This window comes from Proteus sp. STS61-E (assembly GCF_040932335.1).
In the GTDB taxonomy this organism is placed as follows: Bacteria; Pseudomonadota; Gammaproteobacteria; order Enterobacterales; family Enterobacteriaceae; genus Proteus; species Proteus mirabilis_B.
In genome coordinates, this window is sequence record NZ_JBFQGE010000001.1 from 525,017 (window position 1) to 547,228 (window position 22,212).

A 22,212-nucleotide genomic window follows, 5' to 3' on the forward strand; every position below is an offset into this window, starting at 1 on the left:
CCTGAGATCTGTAAAGCGCTATTTTGCTAAAAATCGACTGACTGCTGTAAAAATGTGCGCATTGTTCAAGCTTTATGCGCTATCGTATTGATTTTAAGCAATATGATCCATATTAATAAGGGATAAAAAATAAACCGCGATATGCTTTATATCGCGGTTTACATTTAGATAGCCGTACTGTGTGCGTTATTAGTGACAGAAAACTTATAAAATGATGGTTCTGTTACCGTAAACGAAAACGCGTTGTGAAAGTACCCAATATAAAGCATGGCTAAGAACATTCTTTTCAACATCTCGGCCCGCTCTCATCATATCTTCAGCAGAAAACGTATGGTCAACATTAATCACATTTTGAGTGATGATTGGGCCTTCATCTAAATTATCATTTACGTAGTGTGCTGTTGCACCAATGATTTTAACACCGCGCTCATAAGCCTGATGGTAAGGGCGCGCACCAATAAAGGCAGGTAGGAAGGAGTGGTGAATATTAATAATTTGATTTGGGAAGTTTTGTACAAATGCTGGTGTTAATACACGCATATATTTTGCGAGCACAACGTAATCAGGTTTATATTGATTAATTTGTGCAATTAACTTCTCATCATGTTGATCACGAGTTAAGCCTTCATGGCTAACAAGATGGAAAGGAATACCAAATTGTTCTACTAAATGTTTTAACGTGTCGTGGTTACCAATGACAGCGGCAATTTCAACATCCAAATCACCAAATGCACTTTTCATTAATAAGTCACCCAAGCAGTGTGCTTCTTTTGTCACCATAATGACAATGCGACGACGGCCTGCAGTATTTAATTCGCGTTTTGAGCCTTGTGGTAAAGCATCATCTAAATCCGCAAGAAAGGTTTCATCATTAAAGATACCTTCCAGCTCGGTGCGCATAAAAAAGCGACCTGTACGATGATCAACAAATTCACTATTTTGAACAATATTTAATTGATGTTTGTAGCAAATATTCGTGATTTTAGCGATAAGTCCTTTTGCATCAGGGCAAATAGTACGCAGTATTTTTTTTTGAGTATTTTGGTGTTGCATGTATGGATAAATCCTTTCTTTTACTTCTGTGTTTGCAGTTATTTGATGTTATTTTCACAACATTTTTTGTATTTACGTCCTGAGCCACAAGGGCAGGGATCGTTTCGTCCCACTTTCGGTTTCACACCGTCAATATAAAACCAACAGTCATCTATTTTTAGAAAACGAGAGCGTTCATGTAAGTACTGTTTATCATCGGCATTTCTTTCAATAAAGCAAGCCGAGAATTCAACATATGCCTCATTTTTATTTGTGCTCGCTTGTGATGAGATAATATTAAGTCCAAGCCATTGTGTATTTGGAAAACCTGAAACTAATTCATCATGCAAGGATGCAACACGGCAAGAAGGATGCCACGACTTTATTAAGTAATCAGCATCATGTTTAACAAACGCGCTATAACGCGAACGCATCAATGCTTCTGCTGTTGGGGCGTTTTTTTGACCTAGATGGTAAGGCTCACAACAATCAGAATAGAATAATTGGCTATTGCAGGGGCATAAACTCGACAAAATAATGTCCTAACTCACGTTATCAGTATGACGATTTCCCATAGATTGAAAAAAGTAACGATTGGGAATAATTAACGTCAATGTTGAACTAAACTAATAATGTAGCGCTAATTAATCAGCATGTGAAACGATAGTTACCGGAGTCACCAATGAACAAAGCCTTAGTGGGTAAAAAAATCTTAATAATTGATGATGAGGTCGTTTTTCGTACCATGTTGACGGAATATTTCTCACATGAGAAGGCTTGCGTCTATACAACAGATAATGGCAGCCAAGCGTTATCTTTATTAGAGGGAGGATTGCTCCCTGATCTTATTTTATGTGATATCCGTATGCCAGTAATGAATGGACCCACTTTTTTGTGTCATCTTGAACAACGAAAATTGGCTATTCCTGTTATTGCTATTTCATGTACAGATAATATGGCTGAGATAGATGATATGTTGCGTTTAGGGGCACAAGAGATTTTCCTTAAGCCAATAACACATCTTGATAAATTAAAACAAAAAGTCATTGAAGTATTATGCCCTGGATTTTTTGAATCAGTATTAATAGAAGGTATACATTTAGAACCACTTTGGAATAGCTTACGAAAAGATACCCATTATATTCAGTCGTTCATAAAACAGATGCAACCTCAGGTTAAGCAAGTTGTTGCGGGATATTGTGTTAATTATCGTCAATTAAATGACATCGCTAAAATGGGTCTGTTATTTGATATTGCGGCTTTATCAGAAGATCAAATTATTTTCTATTGTGTCGATATATCAAGAGATGATGAAAATGGGCTTTTGGTTGCTTTACTCTTACGGGTTGTTTTTAATGATGTATTAAAATCATCAGAAAAAATGCGATCTTTACCAAGTATGTATAATATGTTGAATAAACTAAATAAAATGCTTAATGAGATTGGAGTGAAAGGACAATTTCCTATTACACTCGGTTATTATCATACTCAGAAAAAAAATATACTATTAGCATCAGCAGGATTAAAAGCTGAAATAAAAACAGAAAGTAAAAAATTCGAATTAAATAGTGGTATCCCCTTAGGCACATTGCAGCTTTTATATATTAATCAAGTAAAATGCGAGGGAACAAATTGGCAATGTAAAATTTGGGATAACACAAATCAGATTAAATTAATGTTTTCCCCTATCTATAAAAGTTAAATTTAGATTAAATAAAAACAGAATATCGTGCATATATTAAACATAAATGAAGAACTATCTCAATTAACGGGTAGGGCTCTGTTTATCCTTAGATATTAGCTGGTATACTCTGGCGATTATTTTTAATTGTACCCCTTCACATTTGAAAGTAGAACGGTACGAATTGCAGGAGAAGTATAATGTCATCAGCAGTGCGTAAAGTTAGAAAAGCGGTGATCCCTGTTGCTGGATTAGGAACAAGAATGCTACCTGCAACCAAGGCAATTCCAAAAGAGATGTTGCCTGTGGTTGATAAGCCTCTTATTCAATATGTAGTGAATGAATGTATTGCAGCAGGTATTAATGAAATTGTGCTTGTTACACATTCATCTAAAAATTCAATTGAAAACCATTTTGATACGAGTTTTGAATTAGAAGCGATTTTAGAAAAACGAGTAAAACGTCAGTTATTAGAAGAAGTACAAGGCATTTGTCCAAGCCATGTCACTATTATGCAAACTCGTCAGGGAATAGCAAAAGGATTAGGCCATGCCATTTTATGTGCTAAGCCACTAATTGGTGATGAACCTTTCGCTGTTATCCTGCCTGATGTTATTTTAGATAGATACAGTGCGGATTTAACAAAAGTTAACTTAAGAGAGATGCTTTCTCATTTTGAACGTTCAGGCGCAAGTCAAATCCTTGTTGAACCTGTTCCTGAAGATGAAGTCTCTAATTATGGTATTGTTGATTGCATGGGCGAAAATTTATGTCCAGGTGATAGCAAACCAATTACTCGTGTTGTTGAAAAACCTAAGAAAGAAGAAGCTCCTTCGAATTTATCTATTGTAGGGCGTTATGTGTTATCTGAAAGTATTTGGCCACTATTAGCGAAAACTGCACCAGGTGCCGGAGATGAAATTCAGTTAACTGATGCGATCGCAATGCTGATTGAAAAAGAACCTGTTGAAGCTTATCACCTACAAGGGAAAAGCCACGATTGTGGTAATAAACTAGGATATATGAAAGCATTCGTAGAGTATGGAATACAGCACGAAGAGTTTGGCGAAGATTTTACGCAATGGTTAAAATCATTAAAGATACAGTGATATAAAGTTTATTAATAATCATTTATATGGTTAATCTCATTGTATAATTCCTATAAATGCATGCTGCGTAATGAGCTGATTATTTTATGGGAAAAGCTAGATAAAGCGATTGTAAGAGATTAAGGTATGGCTCAATGCATTTAGTATTGGGCCATGTTGATTTCTGTAATGTATGACGATGTTAAGCGTTATGATGTTTAATCAAGGTGATATTAAGCATGATAGCGTTGACATAAAAATAAATTATTGGGTTATTTGAGTGATAATATGAAAATATTGGTAACAGGTGCTGCGGGTTTTATTGGCTATCATATGAGTCAGCGTTTAATCGGAATGGGTTATCATGTTGTTGGAATAGATAACCTTAATGATTATTATGATGTGCGCTTAAAAGAAGCTCGATTAGCTAAATTACAACAGCTAGAAAATTTCCATTTTGAGAAACTTGATATTGTTGACTCAGCAAAAGTGGCTCAATTATTTGCATCACACCAATTTGACCGAGTTATTCATTTAGCGGCTCAACCGGGTGTTCGCTACTCGATTGAAAATCCAATGGCATATATTGATGCGAATATCGTTGGTCATATTAATATATTAGAAGGATGTCGCCATAATAAAGTTGGACATCTTATCTACTCATCTTCAAGCTCTGTTTATGGTTTAAATCAGAAACAGCCTTTCTCAACAGAAGATAGTGTTGATCATCCAGTTTCATTATATGCAGCAACAAAGAAAGCTAATGAGTTAATGTCTCATAGTTATTCACATCTATATCAATTACCGACAACTGGATTACGTTTCTTCACGGTATATGGCCCTTGGGGTCGCCCTGACATGGCATTATTTAAGTTCACTAAAGCAATGTTAGCTGGTGAACCTATTGATGTTTATAACGGTGGCAATATGACACGTGATTTCACTTATGTTGATGATATTGTGGGATCAGTAGTTCGATTAGTTAATGTTATACCTGAAGCAGATGAAAACTGGACAGTAGAAAAAGGTGAAACGTCGTCAAGTTCTGCACCTTATAAAATCTATAATGTGGGTAATGGGCAACCGACTAAATTGATGGCATTTATTGAAGCGATAGAAAAATCACTCAATATTAAAGCTAAATTGAATTTAATGCCGATGCAAGACGGTGATGTTCTTTCTACTTGTGCTGATTGCCAAGATTTGTCTGAGACAATTGGTTTTTCGCCGAATACAGAAGTAGAATATGGCGTAAAACAGTTTGTTGATTGGTATTTAAGTTATTATAAAAATTAATAATATTAGTTTAATTAAATCAAAGAAAAAAGGAGCTATAAAAGCTCCTTTTTCATTATAAATAAAAATAAATAACGTAGTTATTACATTTTTTATTTTTGCTTACCTACATCTAATACAAACAACATCAGCACTATTAAAATTAAACGCTTGTTTAAATTAAATGAGGTAAACAAGAAAATACCCTTTTAAATAATTAAAAGGGTATTTCAAATAGAGTATTGACTTAAATTACAGCAGGAAATCGTCTAATGATTTGCCTTCTTCATCAATAGCACGTTTGATTACAGCTGGTGTACGACCTTGGCCTGTCCAAGTTTTAGTTTCACCATTTTCATCAACGTAAGAGTATTTAGCTGGGCGAGCTGCACGTTTAGCACGGCCAGTTTTATTAACAGCACTTGCTTCAAGTAAGTCTGTTGGATCAATACCGGCTTCTTCTAACATTTCACGGTATTTTTGTAATTTCTGAACACGTTCTTCTTCAGCTGCTTTTTCTAATGAGAATTCTTCACGACGCTCATTAACGACAACTTCGAGTTTCTCCAGCATTTCTTCTAAAGTTTCTAAAGAAGTTTCTCTTGCTTGTGCGCGGAGAGTACGGATGTTATTTAATATTTTTAAAGATTCGCTCATTTTCCTGGTCTCAAATAAATGTTGTTGGCTGATGTAATACTAATAATAGATTGCTATTTAAATTTCTGCAATACCTAAATACAAACCTTACGTAAAATTTCTTTTTTTTAAACTAATATCTCAACGAAAAAAATAATAAAAGTTGAGGCATCTTTAGTCAATAAAGGAAATATTAGTAAGGAAATGCATCTTTTAACTGATGATAGCGCTAATGCTAAAGAATAGAAAGCTTTGTTCATTTTTTTATAATAACGGACTTTTTTCTAAAAATGGAATCGGACTAACTTTCATACTTTAATAAAGGTATATCAAGGTGTGTTTTAATATGTTAAGTACTTATTAAAGCTATTTATTTTTTAAGCAAAAATTAGCATTAACAACGAACTTCATCTTTCGGCGGTATATCTAGAATAGAAATAAAGGTAATAAATATTTGTTATGGATAACTTGTAGATTGTTTATGTTAGACTGTCGCTCGTGAAAATAAACGCTATTTAAGGAGAGAGCTGATGGCTCAGCTTTACTTTTATTATTCAGCCATGAATGCTGGAAAATCAACATCTTTATTGCAATCCTCTTATAACTATAATGAACGAGGAATGCGCACATTGATTTTCACTGCGGCTATTGATACACGCTTTGCAAAGGGAAAGATTAGCTCAAGAATAGGATTAAGTGCGGATGCATTACTCTTTAGTGATGATATGAATATTCGTGATGTTATTGTTGCTGAGCATAACAAACAGCCTATTCACTGTGTATTGATTGATGAGTGCCAATTTTTAAGTAAGGCACATGTCGAACAACTTTGCGAAATAACGGATACCTATGATATTCCCGTTCTCACATATGGGCTAAGAACGGATTTTAGAGGTGAGTTATTTACAGGTAGTGCTTATTTATTAGCATGGGCTGATAAGCTCGTAGAACTTAAAACAGTATGTTACTGCGGTAGAAAGGCGAATAAAGTATTACGCTTAGATGATAAAGGAAATGTACTGAGTGATGGTGCTCAAGTTGAAATTGGTGGAAATGAAAAATATGTTTCAGTCTGCCGTAAGCATTATACACAGGCAACACTAAAAGGGTGTATTGAACAAGAGTAACCTTTTCATTTTCCCTCTTTTACTAATTTGTCAGAGTGAAAGAGGGGGATGAAATAAGAATTCAAATAAAGTGTTATATTACGTAATACTAAAAAATGTTTATATATTTTTAAATTTTAGCCAATTTATTGGCTTTTTTTATATCAAATTGCAGTGCGGTTGATTTTCTTCTGTGAAGATATGTTATTTTTTTATGGGAAAATTTATTTATTTCATCGATTTCATTATCATTAATCAAAAAAGACATAATCAAATATACGTAAGGTGTTTGTTTTGTGATGTCGATATTGTTTTTTACAAATGATAAGAGAAAGAGACATTTGATGCATTTATATTATTCATAGTTTAATAAAATTGAATAAAGATAGTCATAAAATACTAAGAAATATTTCTTTTATCTATGGTTGGTATAATGAAACATTTATATCGGGTTTTATAGATGCTGATTATGGGATGCTTAAGTTGTTATTGAATAAATAAAACACTTCGCTGTATGCCAGTTAATACGGATAAACAGGCTCCTTTCATACTCCTAAAGGAGTAATTTCTAAGTGGAATGCACAAATAGCGACCTTTATTACGTTATTACTTTAGCAGACTCAAGATAACAAACCTCATTTTGATAATATTTTATTGAAACTATGTTTCTTATAAATCCAAGATAACTAGAGATATAAAATATTTAGATTTCTATATTTTGATCACTAATTAATAATCAATGTGATTAAGTCTATTTATTTTTTATCAGATAAGAATAAAAGTACGATTGCAAATCGTAACGCAAACACAATGGTTTCAAATAACATTTCGTTATAGTCATTTTATGAAGGGAATAAGGTAAGAGTGAAATAATTATACCAACTAATGAAAGAGGAGAGGAGTTTGACAAGCCCTGTAATCACTCACAAGACACTTTTTATAATGCGGTAATGCAATGATGTAACTTAAGAGGTAAGTTGCTCAACGCCTTTTTTAGAGCCAATTATAAACATATAAAGGAAGGCACTATTTTTATAGTAAAAATTGAACCTATCAACTAAGTGTAAATACTTATTGTTTGTGACTAAATAGTGACTTACCTCGCCATATTCCTCAATCTTAAAAATCAGTAGCAAAATGTACATAGATAAATAAGAAGCCATAAGAAAACCCAGCCATAGGACTGGGTTTTTATTTAAGAACAAATAATCGAAATATTGAGGATCACACTAACACAGCGTGTTTCGATTATTTTTTACTGCTTTTTTTAGCAGGTTTTGTCTCTTCTTTCACTTCAACAACGGGATGTTCATTAAATTCACGACCGTAGTAAGAATCTAATAACAGTTGTTTTAGTTCAGAGATCAGTGGGTAACGTGGGTTAGCACCGGTACACTGATCGTCAAACGCATCTTCAGATAATTTATCAATTCTTGCTAAGAAATCACTTTCTTGAACACCGGCTTCACGAATAGAAGATGGAATTCCTAATGAAGATTTCATTTCTTCTAACCAAGCTAATAATTTCTCAATTTTAGCAGCAGTACGGTCACCCGGTGCTGAAAGTTCTAAGTGGTCAGCAATTTCTGCATAACGACGACGTGCTTGAGGACGGTCGTATTGGCTAAATGCAGTTTGTTTTGTTGGGTTGTCATTAGCGTTGTAACGAATAACGTTTGAAATTAATAACGCATTAGCTAAACCGTGAGGAATATGGAACTCAGAGCCTAATTTATGCGCCATTGAGTGACAAACACCCAAGAATGCGTTAGCAAAAGCGATACCTGCAATAGTTGCAGCATTATGAACACGCTCACGAGCAACAGGGTTTTTAGCGCCTTCATGATAACTTGCAGGCAGATATTCTTTCAGTAGTTTTAATGCTTGCAGTGCTTGTCCATCAGAATATTCGTTCGCTAATACAGAAACGTAAGCTTCTAATGCGTGAGTTACAGCATCTAAACCACCAAATGCACACAGAGATTTAGGCATATTCATAACAAGGTTTGCATCAACGATAGCCATATCTGGTGTTAATGCATAGTCTGCTAATGGATATTTCTGACCTGTTTCATCATCAGTTACTACTGCAAATGGTGTTACTTCAGAGCCTGTACCTGATGTTGTTGTGATAGCAACCATTTGTGCTTTCACACCCATTTTAGGGAATTTGTAAATACGTTTACGGATATCCATAAAGCGCAATGCTAATTCTTCGAAATGAGTTTCTGGGTGCTCATACATAACCCACATGATTTTTGCAGCATCCATTGGTGAACCACCACCTAATGCGATGATCACGTCAGGTTTAAAGCTGTTCATCTGTTCTGCGCCTTTACGCACAACGCTTAATGTTGGATCTGCTTCAACTTCAAAGAAGACTTCTGTTTCAACACCGAATTTTTTCAGTACACGAGTGACTTCATCAACATAACCATTGTTGAATAAGAAACCATCGGTCACGATAAAGGCACGTTTTTTACCATCAGTCGCAATCTCTTCCAGTGCGATAGGTAAACAACCACGGCGGAAGTAAATAGATTTAGGAAGTTTATGCCACAACATATTCTCTGCTCTTTTCGCCACGGTTTTAGTGTTGATAAGGTGTTTTGGCCCTACGTTTTCAGATATGGAGTTACCACCCCATGAACCACAACCTAATGTTAGAGACGGAGCAAGTTTAAAGTTGTATAAGTCGCCAATACCACCTTGAGATGCTGGAGTATTGATTAAAATACGAGATGTTTTCATCTTGTCGCCGAAGTAGGCAACATGTTCAGGGCAGTTATCTTGGTCTGTATATAAGCAAGAAGTATGACCGATACCACCCATCTCAACTAATTTTTCAGCTTTTAGCACGGCATCTTCAAATGATTGAGCATGATACATTGCTAATAGTGGAGATAGTTTTTCGTGAGCAAACGGCTCAGCTTCTGTTGTTTCTTTTACTTCACCAATTAAAATTTTGGTATTTACTGGTACTTCAATGCCAGCCATTTCAGCAATTTTTGTTGCAGGTTGACCCACAATGGCTGCGTTTAAGTTACCGTCTTTTAAAATGATATCTTGAACAGCTTTTAATTCTTTACCTGTCAGCATGTAACCGCCGTGAGTAGAGAAACGCTCACGAACTTGTTTATAAATGCTGTCAACAACGATAACAGATTGCTCTGACGCACAAATTACGCCGTTATCGAAAGTTTTAGACATTAAGATTGAAGCTACTGCACGTTTGATATCAGCAGAGTCATCAATAACAACTGGTGTATTACCTGCACCAACACCGATAGCTGGTTTACCCGAACTATACGCTGCTTTAACCATGCCTGGACCACCTGTCGCTAAGATCAGGTTAATATCATCATGGTGCATTAATGCGTTAGATAGAGCGACTGAAGGCTCATCAATCCAACCGATAATATCTTTTGGTGCGCCTGCTGCGATAGCTGCATTTAAGACGATTTCAGCAGCACGATTTGTTGCTTCTTTTGCACGAGGGTGTGGAGAGAAGATAATACCATTACGTGTTTTTAAGCTAATTAATGCTTTAAAAATCGCAGTAGAAGTTGGGTTAGTTGTTGGTACGATACCACAGATGATCCCAATAGGTTCAGCGATGGTCATTGTGCCATAAGTCAGATCTTCAGATAAGATCCCGCAGGTTTTTTCGTCTTTATACGCATTGTAGATATACTCAGAAGCAAAGTGGTTTTTAATCACTTTATCTTCAACGATACCCATACCAGACTCTTTAACAGCCAATTTTGCAAGAGGAATACGAGCATCAGCGGCAGCTAATGCAGCAGCACGGAAAATGGCATCAACTTGTTCTTGAGAGAAGTTAGCAAATTCACGTTGAGCTTTTTTTACACGAGCAACCAAATCATTGAGTTCAGTAACGTTAGTTACAGACATAAAGAGACTCCTGATAAAATGTTAAATTTTTTAAGCAAATTAGCCGTTTTCATCATAACTAATAAGAATAGCCTAGATAGATGATAGTGTGCTTATTTCAGTAATAATTATTAGAGGGCATAATTTGCTTAAAAAACTTAAAAAAAACAATAATAAAGACAAATATATTTTCGAAGTAACCCTCTTTCTTCGAATGATAACAGCTTACCATCTTTCTAATTAATTAACGTGATGCATATCACAAAATTGGCAAGCTGACACCTTTCAGCAAGGCTATTTATGAGAATGATTCTTATATGTAATAAATGTTCAACGATTTTTTTGTCGTACAGTTTATTTCGATATAAAATTAAACCACTAGGTTTTGATCGGTTTACAAGAGAATATTTTAGGTAAAAACTTGTTAACTAATAGAATTAACTGGTTTATTGATTTAAAGTAACGCGCATTTTTTGGAGTTACTCTATCTTTTATAGAATAATTCGCATGTTTATTAGCCAAGAAGGGGCTTTTCATGGGGTCACTGCTGGATTTATCCGGTTATATTAAATTTTTTGTCGGTCTTTTTGCGATTGTAAACCCAATTGGTATTTTGCCTGTTTTTATCAGTATGACGAGTTATCAAACTGATGCAGGGCGTAACAAAACAAACTTAATTGCGAATGGCTCCGTTGCAATTATTTTAGTTTCTTCTCTGTTAATCGGTGATTCTATACTGAGTATTTTCGGTATTTCTATCGACTCGTTTCGTATAGCAGGGGGAATGCTGATTGTTACTATTGCAATGACCATGATAAATGGGCGTTTAGGAGAAGATAAACAAAACAATCAAGAACGAAACGAATCCGCAGTACGTAATAGTGTTGCTGTTGTGCCTTTAGCATTACCATTAATGGCAGGACCCGGAGCAATCAGTTCTTGTATTGTGTGGAGTTCTCGTTGGGAAGGTTTTACTAACTTCTTAGGATTAGCCGCAACCAGTATCTTTTTTGCATTTTGTTGTTGGTTGCTGTTTCGCAGCGCAACACTTTTAGTGAAATATTTAGGGCAAACCGGCATTAACGTGGTTACTCGTATAATGGGCTTATTATTAATGTCGTTAGGTATTGAATTTATTGTGACCGGATTACGTTCTATTTTCCCGGGCTTATTAGTTTAAACACAGCGCAGAACACTTAAAAAAACAGTACGACTAAACAGTACTCTTAAAAAGAGCAGTATTAATAACGTAATACTGCTCGGTTCCTTTCTTTTATTTATTCTCTTTTATCTCAATCGAGACGATGTATTCCTTTTGATAACGCATCTCGATCATAATGTTGTGTTAATTCACCATTTTCCATTAATGCTGCTCTATCCGACATATGTGCGATAACATCAGCATCATGGCTGACAAGTAAATAAGTCATATTATGTTGTTTTTTCAGTGTGTTAAGCAGGTTTAAGATCTCGGCTTGCACTGACATATCTAGCGCTGAAGTTGGTTCATCTAACAGTAATAGTTGAGGTTGTAATAAAAGGGCTCTTGCAATGGCGACGCGTTGACGTTGTCCACCCGAAAGTTGATGAGGATAACGACTCGTCACATCGGCTGGCAAACCAACTTGGGCTAATGCCTGCTCAATTGTCTCTTTATCAAAAGGAATTTGGTGAATTTTTAAAGGTTCAGAAAACGCACGTTCAATACGGTGTTGAGGATGTAAAGAGGCGTAGGGATCTTGAAATACCATTTGTATATTACGGCGTAATGTCCCTTGAAAACGTTGTTGAGGTTTAATTGTTTGCCCTAGAAGCGATATATCACCTTGCCAATGAGACAATAATCCTGCGATCACTCGTAAAACAGTCGATTTTCCACAGCCAGAACGACCAATTAAGCTAAAGGTTTCGCCTTGTTGAACATGTAGATTGATCCCTTTTACAACGTGCTTTGCTTGTTTGCCCTGTTCGAATTGAACATGTAAATCATGAATATCAATTAGCATGATGTAGCCCCTTAAAATTAAGCGTTCTATCTAATACGGGCAATTGAGTGCCATAAGTGCTTGCATTAGGTCTACATGTCCAAAGGGTACGAGTATAAGGATGTGTGGCAGTCGGTAACGCTTTAGCATCGAGTTCATCAACTTGCTCGCCTTGATACATCACCATTACGCGCTCGCAATACTCAGCAACAAGGGGTAAGTCATGGCTAATCAGTAATAAGCCCATGTTACGTTGTTCACATTGAGTGGTGATCAGTTCAAGAATTTGATGGCGAAGCTGAGCATCAAGTGCAGATGTCGGTTCATCAGCAATTAAAATAGTAGGGTTATTAATTAGCGCAATAGCTATCATCGCTCGTTGCCCCATACCACCTGATAATTCACCGGGATAACGATAAATATTTTGTTCAGGTAATCCGACAGACAGCAGGGTATCAATGATAAGTTGACGCCTGTCTTGGCGTGAAAGCTTTTGATGTTGTTTTACGGTCTCTTCTACTTGCTGATAAATGGTTTTTACAGGATTTAATGCATAGCGAGGATCTTGTAATACCATTGAAATCGTATTACCACGAATGTTATTCCATTGGCGAGACGAAAAATCTAATAGATTATTTCCCTGTAAATTGAGTGTCTCTGTACTGACTTTTCCCGGTTGACGAACAAGCCCCATTAATGCACGAGCGGTCATTGATTTGCCAGAGCCAGATTCACCAACAACCGCTAAACGCTCTTGCCCCAAAGTAAAAGAGACATTATTGACAACTCTCGCCTTTGGAAAGTCGATACAGAGGTTGTTTACCTCAATTAACGGTGTTTTATTCATGGGTATCTCCCAATACATCACGTAATCCATCACCCAATAAATTAAATGCCAGACTGCTGATTAAAATTGCCGTACCCGGAATAGCCGCAACCCACCATTGATCAAAAATAACGGGCATACCTTCTGCGATCATCGCTCCCCATTCCGCCATCGGTGGGCGAGCACCTAATCCAAGGAAGCCCAATCCAGCTGCGGCGAGAATAATCACGGCTAAGTTCAGCGCTAAACGTACAATGGCTGACGGTAAACATAGTGGTAAGATATGTCCCCATAAGAGTCGAATACCTTTAATTCCCATCATTTCGGCAGCAGCAAGATAATCACTATTGCGTAAATGCTGAATTTCACTACGAGATTGTCGTGCATAAGCCGGCCATGCCGTTAAAGCCAGTGCTAATGCACCATTTAGCAGACCAGGCCCCAACATTGCGACAAAGGCGAAGGCGAGAATAAGAGAAGGCATCGACATCACAATATCAGTGAATCGCATTAAAATACGTTCAGTCCAACCACCGTAATACCCAGATAAAATCCCAATTAATAATCCTAAAGGTAGCGTAATAAGCGCCACTAGCCCCACTAAACCTAGCATTGGGCGAGTACCATAAATAAGACGAGAAAGAATATCGCGTCCGTAATTATCTGTGCCTAACCAATGTTCAGCATTGGGTGCTAATAAACGTTGGGCAGCATGTTGCCAATTCGGATCGTAAGGAGCTAACCAAGGTGCAAAAATAGCAATAATTAACAGGGCAATAAGCAACGATAAACCGATAAATGCGGAAGGCGAACGCGCTATTTTTCTTAAAAATGGAGATGACATTAGCGGAGCCTCGGATCAGTCAAACGAATAACGATATCGGTCATATTATTAATAAAGACAAAGCATAAACCGATAATTAAAGTACCGCCCATAATGGCTGTGGTATCACCCGCAAAAAGCGCTGTTGTGAGATATCGACCAATTCCCGGCCAAGAAAAGACCGTTTCTGTTAATACGGCACCTTCTAACATGCCAGTGTAAGACAAGGCGATAATGGTCATTAAGACACCACGAATATTAGGTAGTACGTGATAAAAAAGAATACGCAACTCACCAATACCTTTTGCTCTTGCTAACGTGACATACTCTTTATTCATTTCGTTTAAACAGGCTGAACGAGTTAAGCGAGTAATAGAAGCAAGGGCAAAATATGCTAATAAAGAAACGGGTAAAATAAGGTGTGATAACGCATTAAAAAAAGCATCTTTATCGCCAGCTAATAATGTATCAATTAGTGCAAAACCCGTTACGGGTTCAATAGTGAATTGATAGATATCGTCTAATCGCCCAGGACCTGCTGTCCATTGTAATGTGGCATAGAAGATCAATAGCAAAATCAAACCTAGCCAGAAAATAGGGACTGAGCTACCTAATAGTGTCAGAATTCGCAAAATAAAATCGAGCGGTGTTCCCACAAAACGCGCACACAAAACGCCGAATAAAATACCCAGACTAGCACCAATCAATAATGCAACAGTTGCTAATTCTAATGTGGCGGGAAAAGTCGCTAACAAATCATCAAGAACGGGTTGACCTGTAGATGTTGCTGTACCTAAATGCCCTTGCAACAGCGCTTCTACATAATGAAAAAACTGCATGTAGATAGGTAAATCCAGCCCTAACTCATGTTTTACTTGGTTATAGGTTTCGAGGCTTGCGTGATCACCAACAATTTGTAAGACAGGATCGACAGGTGAAAGAGCAGAAAGCGTAAAAGTGATGACAAGAAGCCCTAAAAGAGTCAGCACCAGAGTCAATATTCCTTGAACAAAGGTAATTAACTGACCTTTTAGACGAATAGGTAACGTCATAGCAGTATTCATACAGCAATAGCCTAGTGAAATGGCAAAAAATAGACCATCCACAGTAACATGACTGTGGATGGTTTCAGGAAAAAATATTACTTAGTTACTTTGTCATAATAGACCATATCTGCATTTAGACCTTGCGCATAACCGTTGACGTTATCGCGCATGACTATCTGATTTTTACCTTGGTCAATAAACACATAAGGTGAACTACGTTGTAACTCTTTTTGCATTTCAGTATAGAGCGATTGACGTTTTGTTTTGTCCGCTTCATTAAGTGCAGACAATGTTTGCTGGCTTAATTCCGGAATTTTCCAGCCATTTAACCAAGCCACAGTATTGGATTGCCCATCGTTATAAGCAAAGGCACTGGCATTTGAGTGCGCATCAAAATAATCAGGTATCCAAAAACGAATGGCTGCTTGATGCTGTTTAGCGCGCACACGGCTATACACTTGGCTACCTGCTGCGGGTAATAAATCGACTTGTACACCTGCTTGAGCAAAGCTTGCTTGAATAGATTGCGCCACAGTGATGTAAGGAACTTTATTCTCAACATCTAACGTAAAGCGTGCATTGGTAATACCCGCTTTAGCTAAAATTGCTTTGGCTTTTTCGGGATCAAAAGTGAATGGGTTATCTTTTAGTGCACCCGGCAAACCCACAGGTAAAAAGCTTTGGTGAATAAAATACTGACCACGCATTAAATCTTCAGTAATGCCTTTGTAGTCAATTAAATAACGAGAGGCTTCCCAAAATGCGGGGTTACTCAGCGCAGGGTTTCCGCTGGCGGTATTAAAAGCCATATAAACTTGTTCAGCAGAAGGAATATCTAAAATTTTGATACCCGCTTTACCCGCTAGAGCCGCCGTTTGGTCTGTACCTAAGTCACGCGCAATATCCGCATCACCTTTTTCAATTAATAAACGTCGTGATGCCGGATCAGGCACGTTTTTAATAATAATATTGGCGATTTTAGGTGCGCCAGTTGGCGAAAGTGGATTAGCTTCTAACACAATAGCTTGACGTGGTTGATAAGCACGCATTTTATATGCGCCACTTCCTGCTGAATTCATCTTCAGCCAGCTATTCCCAAAGTCATTATTTTTAATATGAGCGGAAACCAGTTTTTCATCAACAATAGAAGCAATTGGCGTTGAAAGGATATTTAGCACAACATCAGGGCTGACATCAGCAGTCCAGCGTACTTCTAATTCATTATCACTGACTTTTTTCAGCAGTGAATGAATGTTATCAGTTTTCCAACCCAACACATTTAGAATAAAAGCAGGTGATTTGTTCATGGTGATCGCACGCTGATAAGAGAAGATAATATCTTCAGGACGTACAGCGTTACCAGATGCAAATTTTGCATCTGGCTTAATTTTAAATACGATTGTTTTTTGTTCAGGGTTCGCTTGCCAGCTTTCAACTAAAATCGGTTCATTAATTTCTGGATTATCACGATTAGGTTGAACAATGCGTTGATATAAACTAGGTACAGTTTGAATACTGGATAGTTCATTACTTTCAGCAGGATCAAGGCTGACAATATCATCAAGCCCTTGTACCACAATTAATGTATTAGCAGGTGTTGCTGCAAATGCCGGTACGGAAAGGGCACCCACAACGAATAATGATAATAATTTTGCTTTCATGAGACGCTCCCTGAAACGGTGTAGCTAAAATCGTTATGTCAATAACTTATTAGAGCGTGTTAGCCTTTTATGGTCAATTTTTATTCGAATTAAAAGCATTTTAGGCAAGGCGATAAACACTAGCCTAGTGAACTAAGCTAGTGTTTATCAACGCAGAATAAAATGAGTAAAACGTCTTTTAATCGAACCTGTAAGGCAGCTTTCAACACTTGTTTTTATCTTAAGTGGACATTGTTAATGGCAATCAATGTCCATACTCGTTGAGTCGTTAGCTTTACTCGGTTTTCTTGCTGTAAAAATAAGCAAAAAAGGTTAACACGCTCTAATTATTATTACTTTGTGAAATTAACTTAGGCAAAACGTGACCAATGCGCAAAGTTTTAATTACGCTTACATATAACTCTTCGTTATAAGTAGCTAAAATTAATTATGGTAGAAGAATAATTAACCGCAAGAATATGATGATGAAATACTCCTTTAGTAGTAACTCATTGACTATTAAGTTGTAGTAGCTGAATTGATTAAGCTGTATTTGATATCCATCAATATCTCTTATGAGTAGTTTCGTATTTTAGCCTTAGAAATCTTTAAATCTGAGGCAAAAATGAGCAAGAAAACACTCGCAATCATCGGTAATGGTATGGTGGGACACCGTTATATCGAAGAGTTGATTGATAAAGGTGGCAATGAAGAATTTAATATTGTTGTCTTTTGTGAAGAACCTCGCGTTGCATATGATAGAGTCCATCTCTCTTCTTATTTCTCACATCACACCGCAGAAGAACTCTCCTTAGTTAAACAAGGTTATTACGAAAAACACCAAATAGACGTATTAATTGGTGAGCGCGTGATAACCATTAATCGTGGCGAAAAAGTGGTACACACTAATACAGGGCGTTGTGTCAGTTACGATAAATTAGTGATGGCAACAGGCTCTTATCCGTGGGTTCCTCCAATTAAGGGAAATAACTCACCGGATTGTTTTGTCTATCGGACCATTGAAGATTTAAACGCTATCGAATCCTGCGCACGTATTAGTCGTAAAGGGGCAGTGATTGGTGGTGGATTGTTAGGTTTAGAAGCCGCCGGTGCGCTAAAAAGCTTAGGTATTGAAACTCACGTTATCGAGTTTGCGCCAACCTTAATGGCAGAGCAGTTGGATACATTAGGTGGTGAGCAACTTAAGCGAAAAATAGAGCGTATGGGTGTAAAAGTGCATACCTCCAAAAACACCCAAGAAATATTATCAACTGGGGAAAATGCACGTAAAACACTGCAATTTGCAGATGGTACATCTCTAGAAGTTGATTTTATTGTGTTCTCCACAGGTATTCGCCCAAAAGATAAGTTAGCTCGTCAGTGTGATTTAGATATTGCCCCACGAGGCGGTATTGTTATTAATGATTATTGCCAAACAACAGATCCTGATATTTATGCCATTGGTGAATGTGCATCTTGGCAAAATAAAACCTTCGGTTTAGTAGCGCCGGGCTACAAAATGGCACAAGTTGCCGTTGATAATTTATTAGGACATCACTCTGTCTTTCAGGGTGCCGATTTAAGTGCAAAATTAAAACTTCTTGGTGTCGATGTGGGCGGTATCGGTGATGCTCATGGAAATCAAGCAGGATGTCGTAGCTATATCTATCTGGATGAAGGCAAAGAGATTTATAAACGCCTGATCGTTAGCGAAGATAATAAATACCTATTAGGTGCTGTCTTAGTGGGTGATACCGAAGATTACGGCAATCTCTTACAACTATCACTTAATACCATTGAGTTACCAGAGCACCCAGACTCTTTGATTTTACCGGCACATGCTGGAAGTAAGCCGGCAATCGGTGTTGATTCACTACCTGAAACGGCGCAAATCTGCTCTTGTTTTGATGTTACAAAAGGCGACATTATTCAAGCAATTGAACGAGGGTGTCATACAGTTGCTGCCATTAAAGCGGAAACTAAAGCAGGTACAGGGTGTGGTGGTTGTATTCCTCTTGTGACTCAAGTCTTAAATGCAGAATTAGCCAAACAAGGTATCGAAGTTAATCACCATCTTTGTGAGCATTTCCACTATTCTCGCCAAGAGCTTTATCATCTTATTCGTGTAGAAGGACTGAAAAGCTTTGATGAGCTGCTGAAAAAACACGGTCAAGGCTATGGTTGTGAAGTGTGTAAACCAACAGTCGGCTCATTGCTTGCCTCATGTTGGAATGAGTATATCTTGCGTGATGATTTAGTTTCTTTGCAAGATACTAACGATAACTTTCTCGCGAATATGCAAAAAGATGGGACTTATTCCATTATTCCTCGCTCTCCTGGTGGTGAAATTACCCCAGCAGGTATTATCGCTATTGGGCAAATCGCTCAAGAATACAATCTGTATACCAAAATTACGGGTTCGCAAAGAATGGCGATGTTCGGTGCGCACAAACAGGATTTGCCCGCTATTTGGGAAAAACTGATTGCCGCAGGTTTTGAAACAGGTCATGCCTATGCGAAAGCACTGCGTATGGTAAAAACATGTGTAGGCAGCAGTTGGTGCCGTTTCGGTGTTGGTGACAGTGTAGGTTTGGGCGTTGCGTTAGAACATCGCTATAAAGGTATTAGAACACCTCATAAGATGAAATTTGGCGTATCAGGCTGTACCCGTGAATGTTCTGAAGCACAAGGCAAAGATGTTGGTATTATCGCCACAGATAAAGGCTGGAACCTCTATTTCGGTGGAAATGGTGGTATGAAACCACGCCACGGAGATCTCTTTGCTTCTGATCTCGATGAGGAAACGTTAGTGCATTATATCGACCGCTTTATGATGTTTTATATTCGCACCGCCGATAAACTTCAACGCACTTCAGTGTGGTTAGATAATTTAGAAGGCGGCATTGAATATTTACGTGATGTCATTATTAACGACAAATTAGGCTTAAATGCACAACTGGAAAAAGAACTTAAAACCTTACAAGAACGCGTTGCTTGTGAATGGAAAGAAACAGTTGATTCTCCAAAAGCATTAAAACGTTTTGCCCACTTTATTAATAATCCAATGCCTGATCCGACAGTGCAAACGGTAAAAGAACGATTTCAACATCGTCCCGCACGTTTACATGAACGTATTGATATCAAATTGGTCACTGAGGAGGCGCAATCATGAGTCAATGGATAGCGGTTTGCCAACTAGATGATATTACTCCAGGAACAGGTGTTTGTGCGCTGGTGGAACAAGAGCACGTTGCCATCTTTCGCCCTTATTCTGATGCGCGTTTATATGCGTTAAGCAATATCGATCCCTTTGCACATTCTAGTGTTTTATCACGAGGATTAATTGCTGAACATGAAAATGAGCTGTATATCGTCAGTCCGCTAAAAAAACAGCATTTTCGTTTAACGGATGGTTTCTGCCTTGAAGATGAGAATTTCTCGATCATGCATTTTGATGTCAAGGTTGAAGGTAACACCGTTAGCGTGCGTAGCCGTAATGCATCATCACAATAAATAGGGGAACGAATATGGATTATTTTCCAATATTCTGTCAGCTTAAAGATAAACCTTGTTTATTAGTGGGCGGCGGTGAGATTGCTGAACGTAAAGCGAGATTGCTTATGGAAGCGGGAGCTATTATTTCTGTGATCGCGCCTTCATTTACAGGGCAGTTTATGCAATGGCACACTGAGCAAAAATTAAACTGTATCACAGGAATATTTAATGAGGTTCATTTATCTGGGAAATGGCTTGTTATTGCTGCAACAGATAGCGAACAAGTGAATCAACAGGTTTTTCAATCGGCAACAGAGGATCAGATATTTTGTAATGTGGTGGATTCACCAGAGCAAGCCAGTTTTATTATGCCTTCTGTTATCGATCGCTCTCCTATTGTGGTGGCGATTTCATCGGGCGGAAAAGCACCTGTACTCGCTCGTATTTTGCGAGAAAAAATTGAGCAGTTACTCCCTAATTATCTAGGTGCGTTAGCACAACTTGCTGGAAAGTTACGTGAGCAAATAAAGCAACGTTTTTCATCGATGAGTGCCAGACGTTATTTTTGGGAGCAATTCTTTGCAGATAAAACATTACAAGCGGAAATAGAAGCGCAAAGAGACGACGGTATTGAGCGACGTATTAGCGCACTGTTATCTGAAAATCAGCAACCTCAAGGCAGTGTTGTTTTAGTTGGCGCTGGGCCGGGTGATGCAGGGTTAATGACCATTAAAGGTTTACAGCAGTGCCAGCAAGCTGATGTAGTGGTTTACGATAGATTAGTGTCCGATGATGTTATGGCATTAGTTCGTAGAGATGCACAACGTATTTATGTTGGTAAGCAAACCGGTTTTCACTGTGTTCCTCAAGATGAGATTAACCAAATTTTAATCAAAGAAGCTACCGCAGGAAAACGAGTAGTGAGATTAAAAGGGGGCGATCCCTTTATTTTTGGTCGAGGTAGTGAAGAGCTAGAAGCCTTGATTGAACATCATATTCCATTTTCTGTGATCCCCGGTATTACGGCGGCATCAGGTTGTACGACTTATGCGGGTATTCCTTTAACACATCGAGATTATGCGCAAAGTGTTCGCTTTATTACGGGGCATGGCAAAGGGTTAAATGAAGCGCAGTGGCAATGTATTGCACAAAAAAATCAAACTTTGGTGTTTTATATGGGATTAAGCAAAGCCCTTTATATTCAGCAAATGCTACTTAGCCAAAACATGTGTGCGACGATGCCTGTCGCTATTATCGAAAAAGGGACGTTAACAACACAAAAAGTGATTGTTGGTCAATTGCGTCAATTGGCAGAGATGGCAGAAACAATGGAAAGCCCTGCACTGATTATAGTGGGAGAGGTCGTCTCATTGAATGAGAAGCTACAATGGTTTCAATCAAAGTCGGCTCAATAGCTGAAAAAAATTGAAGTTATTATTTAAAAATTAAAAACCTCTTTAATATTCGAGATGTATATTAAAGAGGTTTTTTATCTAACTCATAGAAATATAAATGAAAAATTTTTTATTTTTATTTCAATTAAACATTTAGATTAAATTTTAAAAATAAACAATAAAAGTGAATATTTAATAATCTATAAATATTTTTAAATTAGAATTATTATTCAGTCTAAAGATGAATTTATTGTTATTTATAATTAATTTCAAAGAGAAACTCTTTACAAA

The 22,212-nt window shown here is 37.4% G+C and carries 17 protein-coding genes; 8 read left to right on the top strand and 9 right to left on the bottom strand.

Annotation, left to right across the window (positions count from 1 at the left end):
* Positions 1-204: 204 nt before the first annotated feature.
* Both purU and AB4J89_RS02490 read right to left on the bottom strand, forming a co-directional pair.
* Entirely contained in the window at positions 205-1,053 is an 849-nt protein-coding gene (purU, locus tag AB4J89_RS02485) for a formyltetrahydrofolate deformylase (RefSeq protein WP_069368973.1), read from the bottom strand.
* A gap of 38 nt (positions 1,054-1,091) precedes the next feature.
* Entirely contained in the window at positions 1,092-1,565 is a 474-nt protein-coding gene (locus tag AB4J89_RS02490) for a YchJ family protein (protein WP_194950643.1), read from the bottom strand.
* A 149-nt stretch (positions 1,566-1,714) separates the two neighbouring features.
* On the opposite strand from AB4J89_RS02490, the gene rssB reads away from it, so the two are divergent.
* The 3 genes from rssB to AB4J89_RS02505 all read left to right on the top strand — a co-directional run bounded on the left by rssB (position 1,715) and on the right by AB4J89_RS02505 (position 5,097).
* Positions 1,715-2,734: a two-component system response regulator RssB gene (gene rssB / locus AB4J89_RS02495; protein WP_088495364.1), complete on the top strand. Its 1,020-nt coding sequence runs from the start codon at positions 1,715-1,717 to the stop codon at positions 2,732-2,734.
* 179 nt (positions 2,735-2,913) lie between these two features.
* Positions 2,914-3,822 carry a UTP--glucose-1-phosphate uridylyltransferase GalU gene (gene galU / locus AB4J89_RS02500; RefSeq protein ID WP_088495365.1) on the top strand — a complete coding sequence of 303 codons (909 nt, stop codon included), beginning with the start codon at positions 2,914-2,916 and terminating at the stop codon, positions 3,820-3,822.
* A 267-nt stretch (positions 3,823-4,089) separates the two neighbouring features.
* Entirely contained in the window at positions 4,090-5,097 is a 1,008-nt protein-coding gene (locus AB4J89_RS02505; protein ID WP_368467941.1) for an NAD-dependent epimerase, read from the top strand.
* Positions 5,098-5,328: 231 nt separating this feature from the next.
* Here AB4J89_RS02505 and hns read toward each other — a convergent pair whose 3' ends face one another.
* A complete protein-coding gene (hns, locus tag AB4J89_RS02510; protein WP_088495367.1) occupies positions 5,329-5,733 on the bottom strand; it encodes a histone-like nucleoid-structuring protein H-NS in 405 nt (134 codons plus the stop codon).
* Positions 5,734-6,242: 509 nt separating this feature from the next.
* Between hns and AB4J89_RS02515 the strand changes: the two genes are divergently transcribed.
* Positions 6,243-6,839, top strand: coding sequence for a thymidine kinase (locus AB4J89_RS02515; RefSeq protein WP_023581977.1), 597 nt, complete (start codon positions 6,243-6,245; stop codon positions 6,837-6,839).
* 1,227 nt (positions 6,840-8,066) lie between these two features.
* On the opposite strand, the gene adhE is transcribed toward AB4J89_RS02515, so the two are convergent.
* Complete coding sequence (gene adhE / locus AB4J89_RS02520) at positions 8,067-10,733, bottom strand: bifunctional acetaldehyde-CoA/alcohol dehydrogenase (RefSeq protein ID WP_368467944.1); 2,667 nt, start codon at positions 10,731-10,733, stop codon at positions 8,067-8,069.
* Between the two features lie 514 nt (positions 10,734-11,247).
* Here adhE and AB4J89_RS02525 point away from each other — a divergent pair.
* Positions 11,248-11,892: a YchE family NAAT transporter gene (locus AB4J89_RS02525; RefSeq protein WP_088495370.1), complete on the top strand. Its 645-nt coding sequence runs from the start codon at positions 11,248-11,250 to the stop codon at positions 11,890-11,892.
* A 112-nt stretch (positions 11,893-12,004) separates the two neighbouring features.
* Here the strand turns inward: AB4J89_RS02525 and AB4J89_RS02530 are convergent, their stop codons facing one another.
* The 5 genes from AB4J89_RS02530 to AB4J89_RS02550 form a co-directional block, all read right to left on the bottom strand.
* On the bottom strand, positions 12,005-12,721 hold the full coding sequence (locus tag AB4J89_RS02530) for an ABC transporter ATP-binding protein (RefSeq protein WP_193775188.1): 717 nt from the start codon (positions 12,719-12,721) through the stop codon (positions 12,005-12,007).
* Positions 12,708-13,544, bottom strand: coding sequence for an ABC transporter ATP-binding protein (locus AB4J89_RS02535; protein ID WP_368467946.1), 837 nt, complete (start codon positions 13,542-13,544; stop codon positions 12,708-12,710). The genes AB4J89_RS02530 and AB4J89_RS02535 overlap by 14 nt, the downstream gene beginning before the upstream one ends.
* A complete protein-coding gene (locus tag AB4J89_RS02540) occupies positions 13,537-14,367 on the bottom strand; it encodes an ABC transporter permease (RefSeq protein ID WP_088495373.1) in 831 nt (276 codons plus the stop codon). The genes AB4J89_RS02535 and AB4J89_RS02540 overlap by 8 nt, the downstream gene beginning before the upstream one ends.
* The gene (locus tag AB4J89_RS02545) at positions 14,367-15,410 is read right to left on the bottom strand and encodes an ABC transporter permease (protein ID WP_368467948.1); all 1,044 of its coding nucleotides are present in this window, start codon (positions 15,408-15,410) and stop codon (positions 14,367-14,369) included. The genes AB4J89_RS02540 and AB4J89_RS02545 overlap by 1 nt, the downstream gene beginning before the upstream one ends.
* Before the next feature lie 77 nt (positions 15,411-15,487).
* On the bottom strand, positions 15,488-17,053 hold the full coding sequence (locus AB4J89_RS02550; RefSeq protein WP_088495375.1) for an ABC transporter substrate-binding protein: 1,566 nt from the start codon (positions 17,051-17,053) through the stop codon (positions 15,488-15,490).
* A gap of 604 nt (positions 17,054-17,657) precedes the next feature.
* On the opposite strand from AB4J89_RS02550, the gene nirB reads away from it, so the two are divergent.
* From nirB to cysG, 3 genes are read left to right on the top strand one after another with little or no spacing between them, the layout of a single operon-like run.
* The gene (nirB, locus tag AB4J89_RS02555; RefSeq protein WP_368467950.1) at positions 17,658-20,204 is read left to right on the top strand and encodes a nitrite reductase large subunit NirB; all 2,547 of its coding nucleotides are present in this window, start codon (positions 17,658-17,660) and stop codon (positions 20,202-20,204) included.
* Entirely contained in the window at positions 20,201-20,545 is a 345-nt protein-coding gene (nirD, locus tag AB4J89_RS02560; protein WP_368467952.1) for a nitrite reductase small subunit NirD, read from the top strand. Before nirB ends, nirD begins: the two co-directional genes overlap by 4 nt.
* Before the next feature lie 14 nt (positions 20,546-20,559).
* Positions 20,560-21,942: a siroheme synthase CysG gene (gene cysG / locus AB4J89_RS02565; RefSeq protein ID WP_368467954.1), complete on the top strand. Its 1,383-nt coding sequence runs from the start codon at positions 20,560-20,562 to the stop codon at positions 21,940-21,942.
* Positions 21,943-22,212: the final 270 nt, after the last annotated feature.

Coding starts and splice junctions, on each gene's coding strand:
- nirD (WP_368467952.1), top strand. CDS start 20,201: ATGAGTCAATGGATAGCGGTTTGCCAACTAGATGATATTACTCCAGGA.
- AB4J89_RS02550 (WP_088495375.1), bottom strand. CDS start 17,053: ATGAAAGCAAAATTATTATCATTATTCGTTGTGGGTGCCCTTTCCGTA.
- AB4J89_RS02535 (WP_368467946.1), bottom strand. CDS start 13,544: ATGAATAAAACACCGTTAATTGAGGTAAACAACCTCTGTATCGACTTT.
- AB4J89_RS02545 (WP_368467948.1), bottom strand. CDS start 15,410: ATGAATACTGCTATGACGTTACCTATTCGTCTAAAAGGTCAGTTAATT.
- AB4J89_RS02540 (WP_088495373.1), bottom strand. CDS start 14,367: ATGTCATCTCCATTTTTAAGAAAAATAGCGCGTTCGCCTTCCGCATTT.
- adhE (WP_368467944.1), bottom strand. CDS start 10,733: ATGTCTGTAACTAACGTTACTGAACTCAATGATTTGGTTGCTCGTGTA.
- AB4J89_RS02505 (WP_368467941.1), top strand. CDS start 4,090: ATGAAAATATTGGTAACAGGTGCTGCGGGTTTTATTGGCTATCATATG.
- nirB (WP_368467950.1), top strand. CDS start 17,658: ATGAGCAAGAAAACACTCGCAATCATCGGTAATGGTATGGTGGGACAC.
- hns (WP_088495367.1), bottom strand. CDS start 5,733: ATGAGCGAATCTTTAAAAATATTAAATAACATCCGTACTCTCCGCGCA.
- cysG (WP_368467954.1), top strand. CDS start 20,560: ATGGATTATTTTCCAATATTCTGTCAGCTTAAAGATAAACCTTGTTTA.
- AB4J89_RS02525 (WP_088495370.1), top strand. CDS start 11,248: ATGGGGTCACTGCTGGATTTATCCGGTTATATTAAATTTTTTGTCGGT.
- galU (WP_088495365.1), top strand. CDS start 2,914: ATGTCATCAGCAGTGCGTAAAGTTAGAAAAGCGGTGATCCCTGTTGCT.
- purU (WP_069368973.1), bottom strand. CDS start 1,053: ATGCAACACCAAAATACTCAAAAAAAAATACTGCGTACTATTTGCCCT.
- rssB (WP_088495364.1), top strand. CDS start 1,715: ATGAACAAAGCCTTAGTGGGTAAAAAAATCTTAATAATTGATGATGAG.
- AB4J89_RS02515 (WP_023581977.1), top strand. CDS start 6,243: ATGGCTCAGCTTTACTTTTATTATTCAGCCATGAATGCTGGAAAATCA.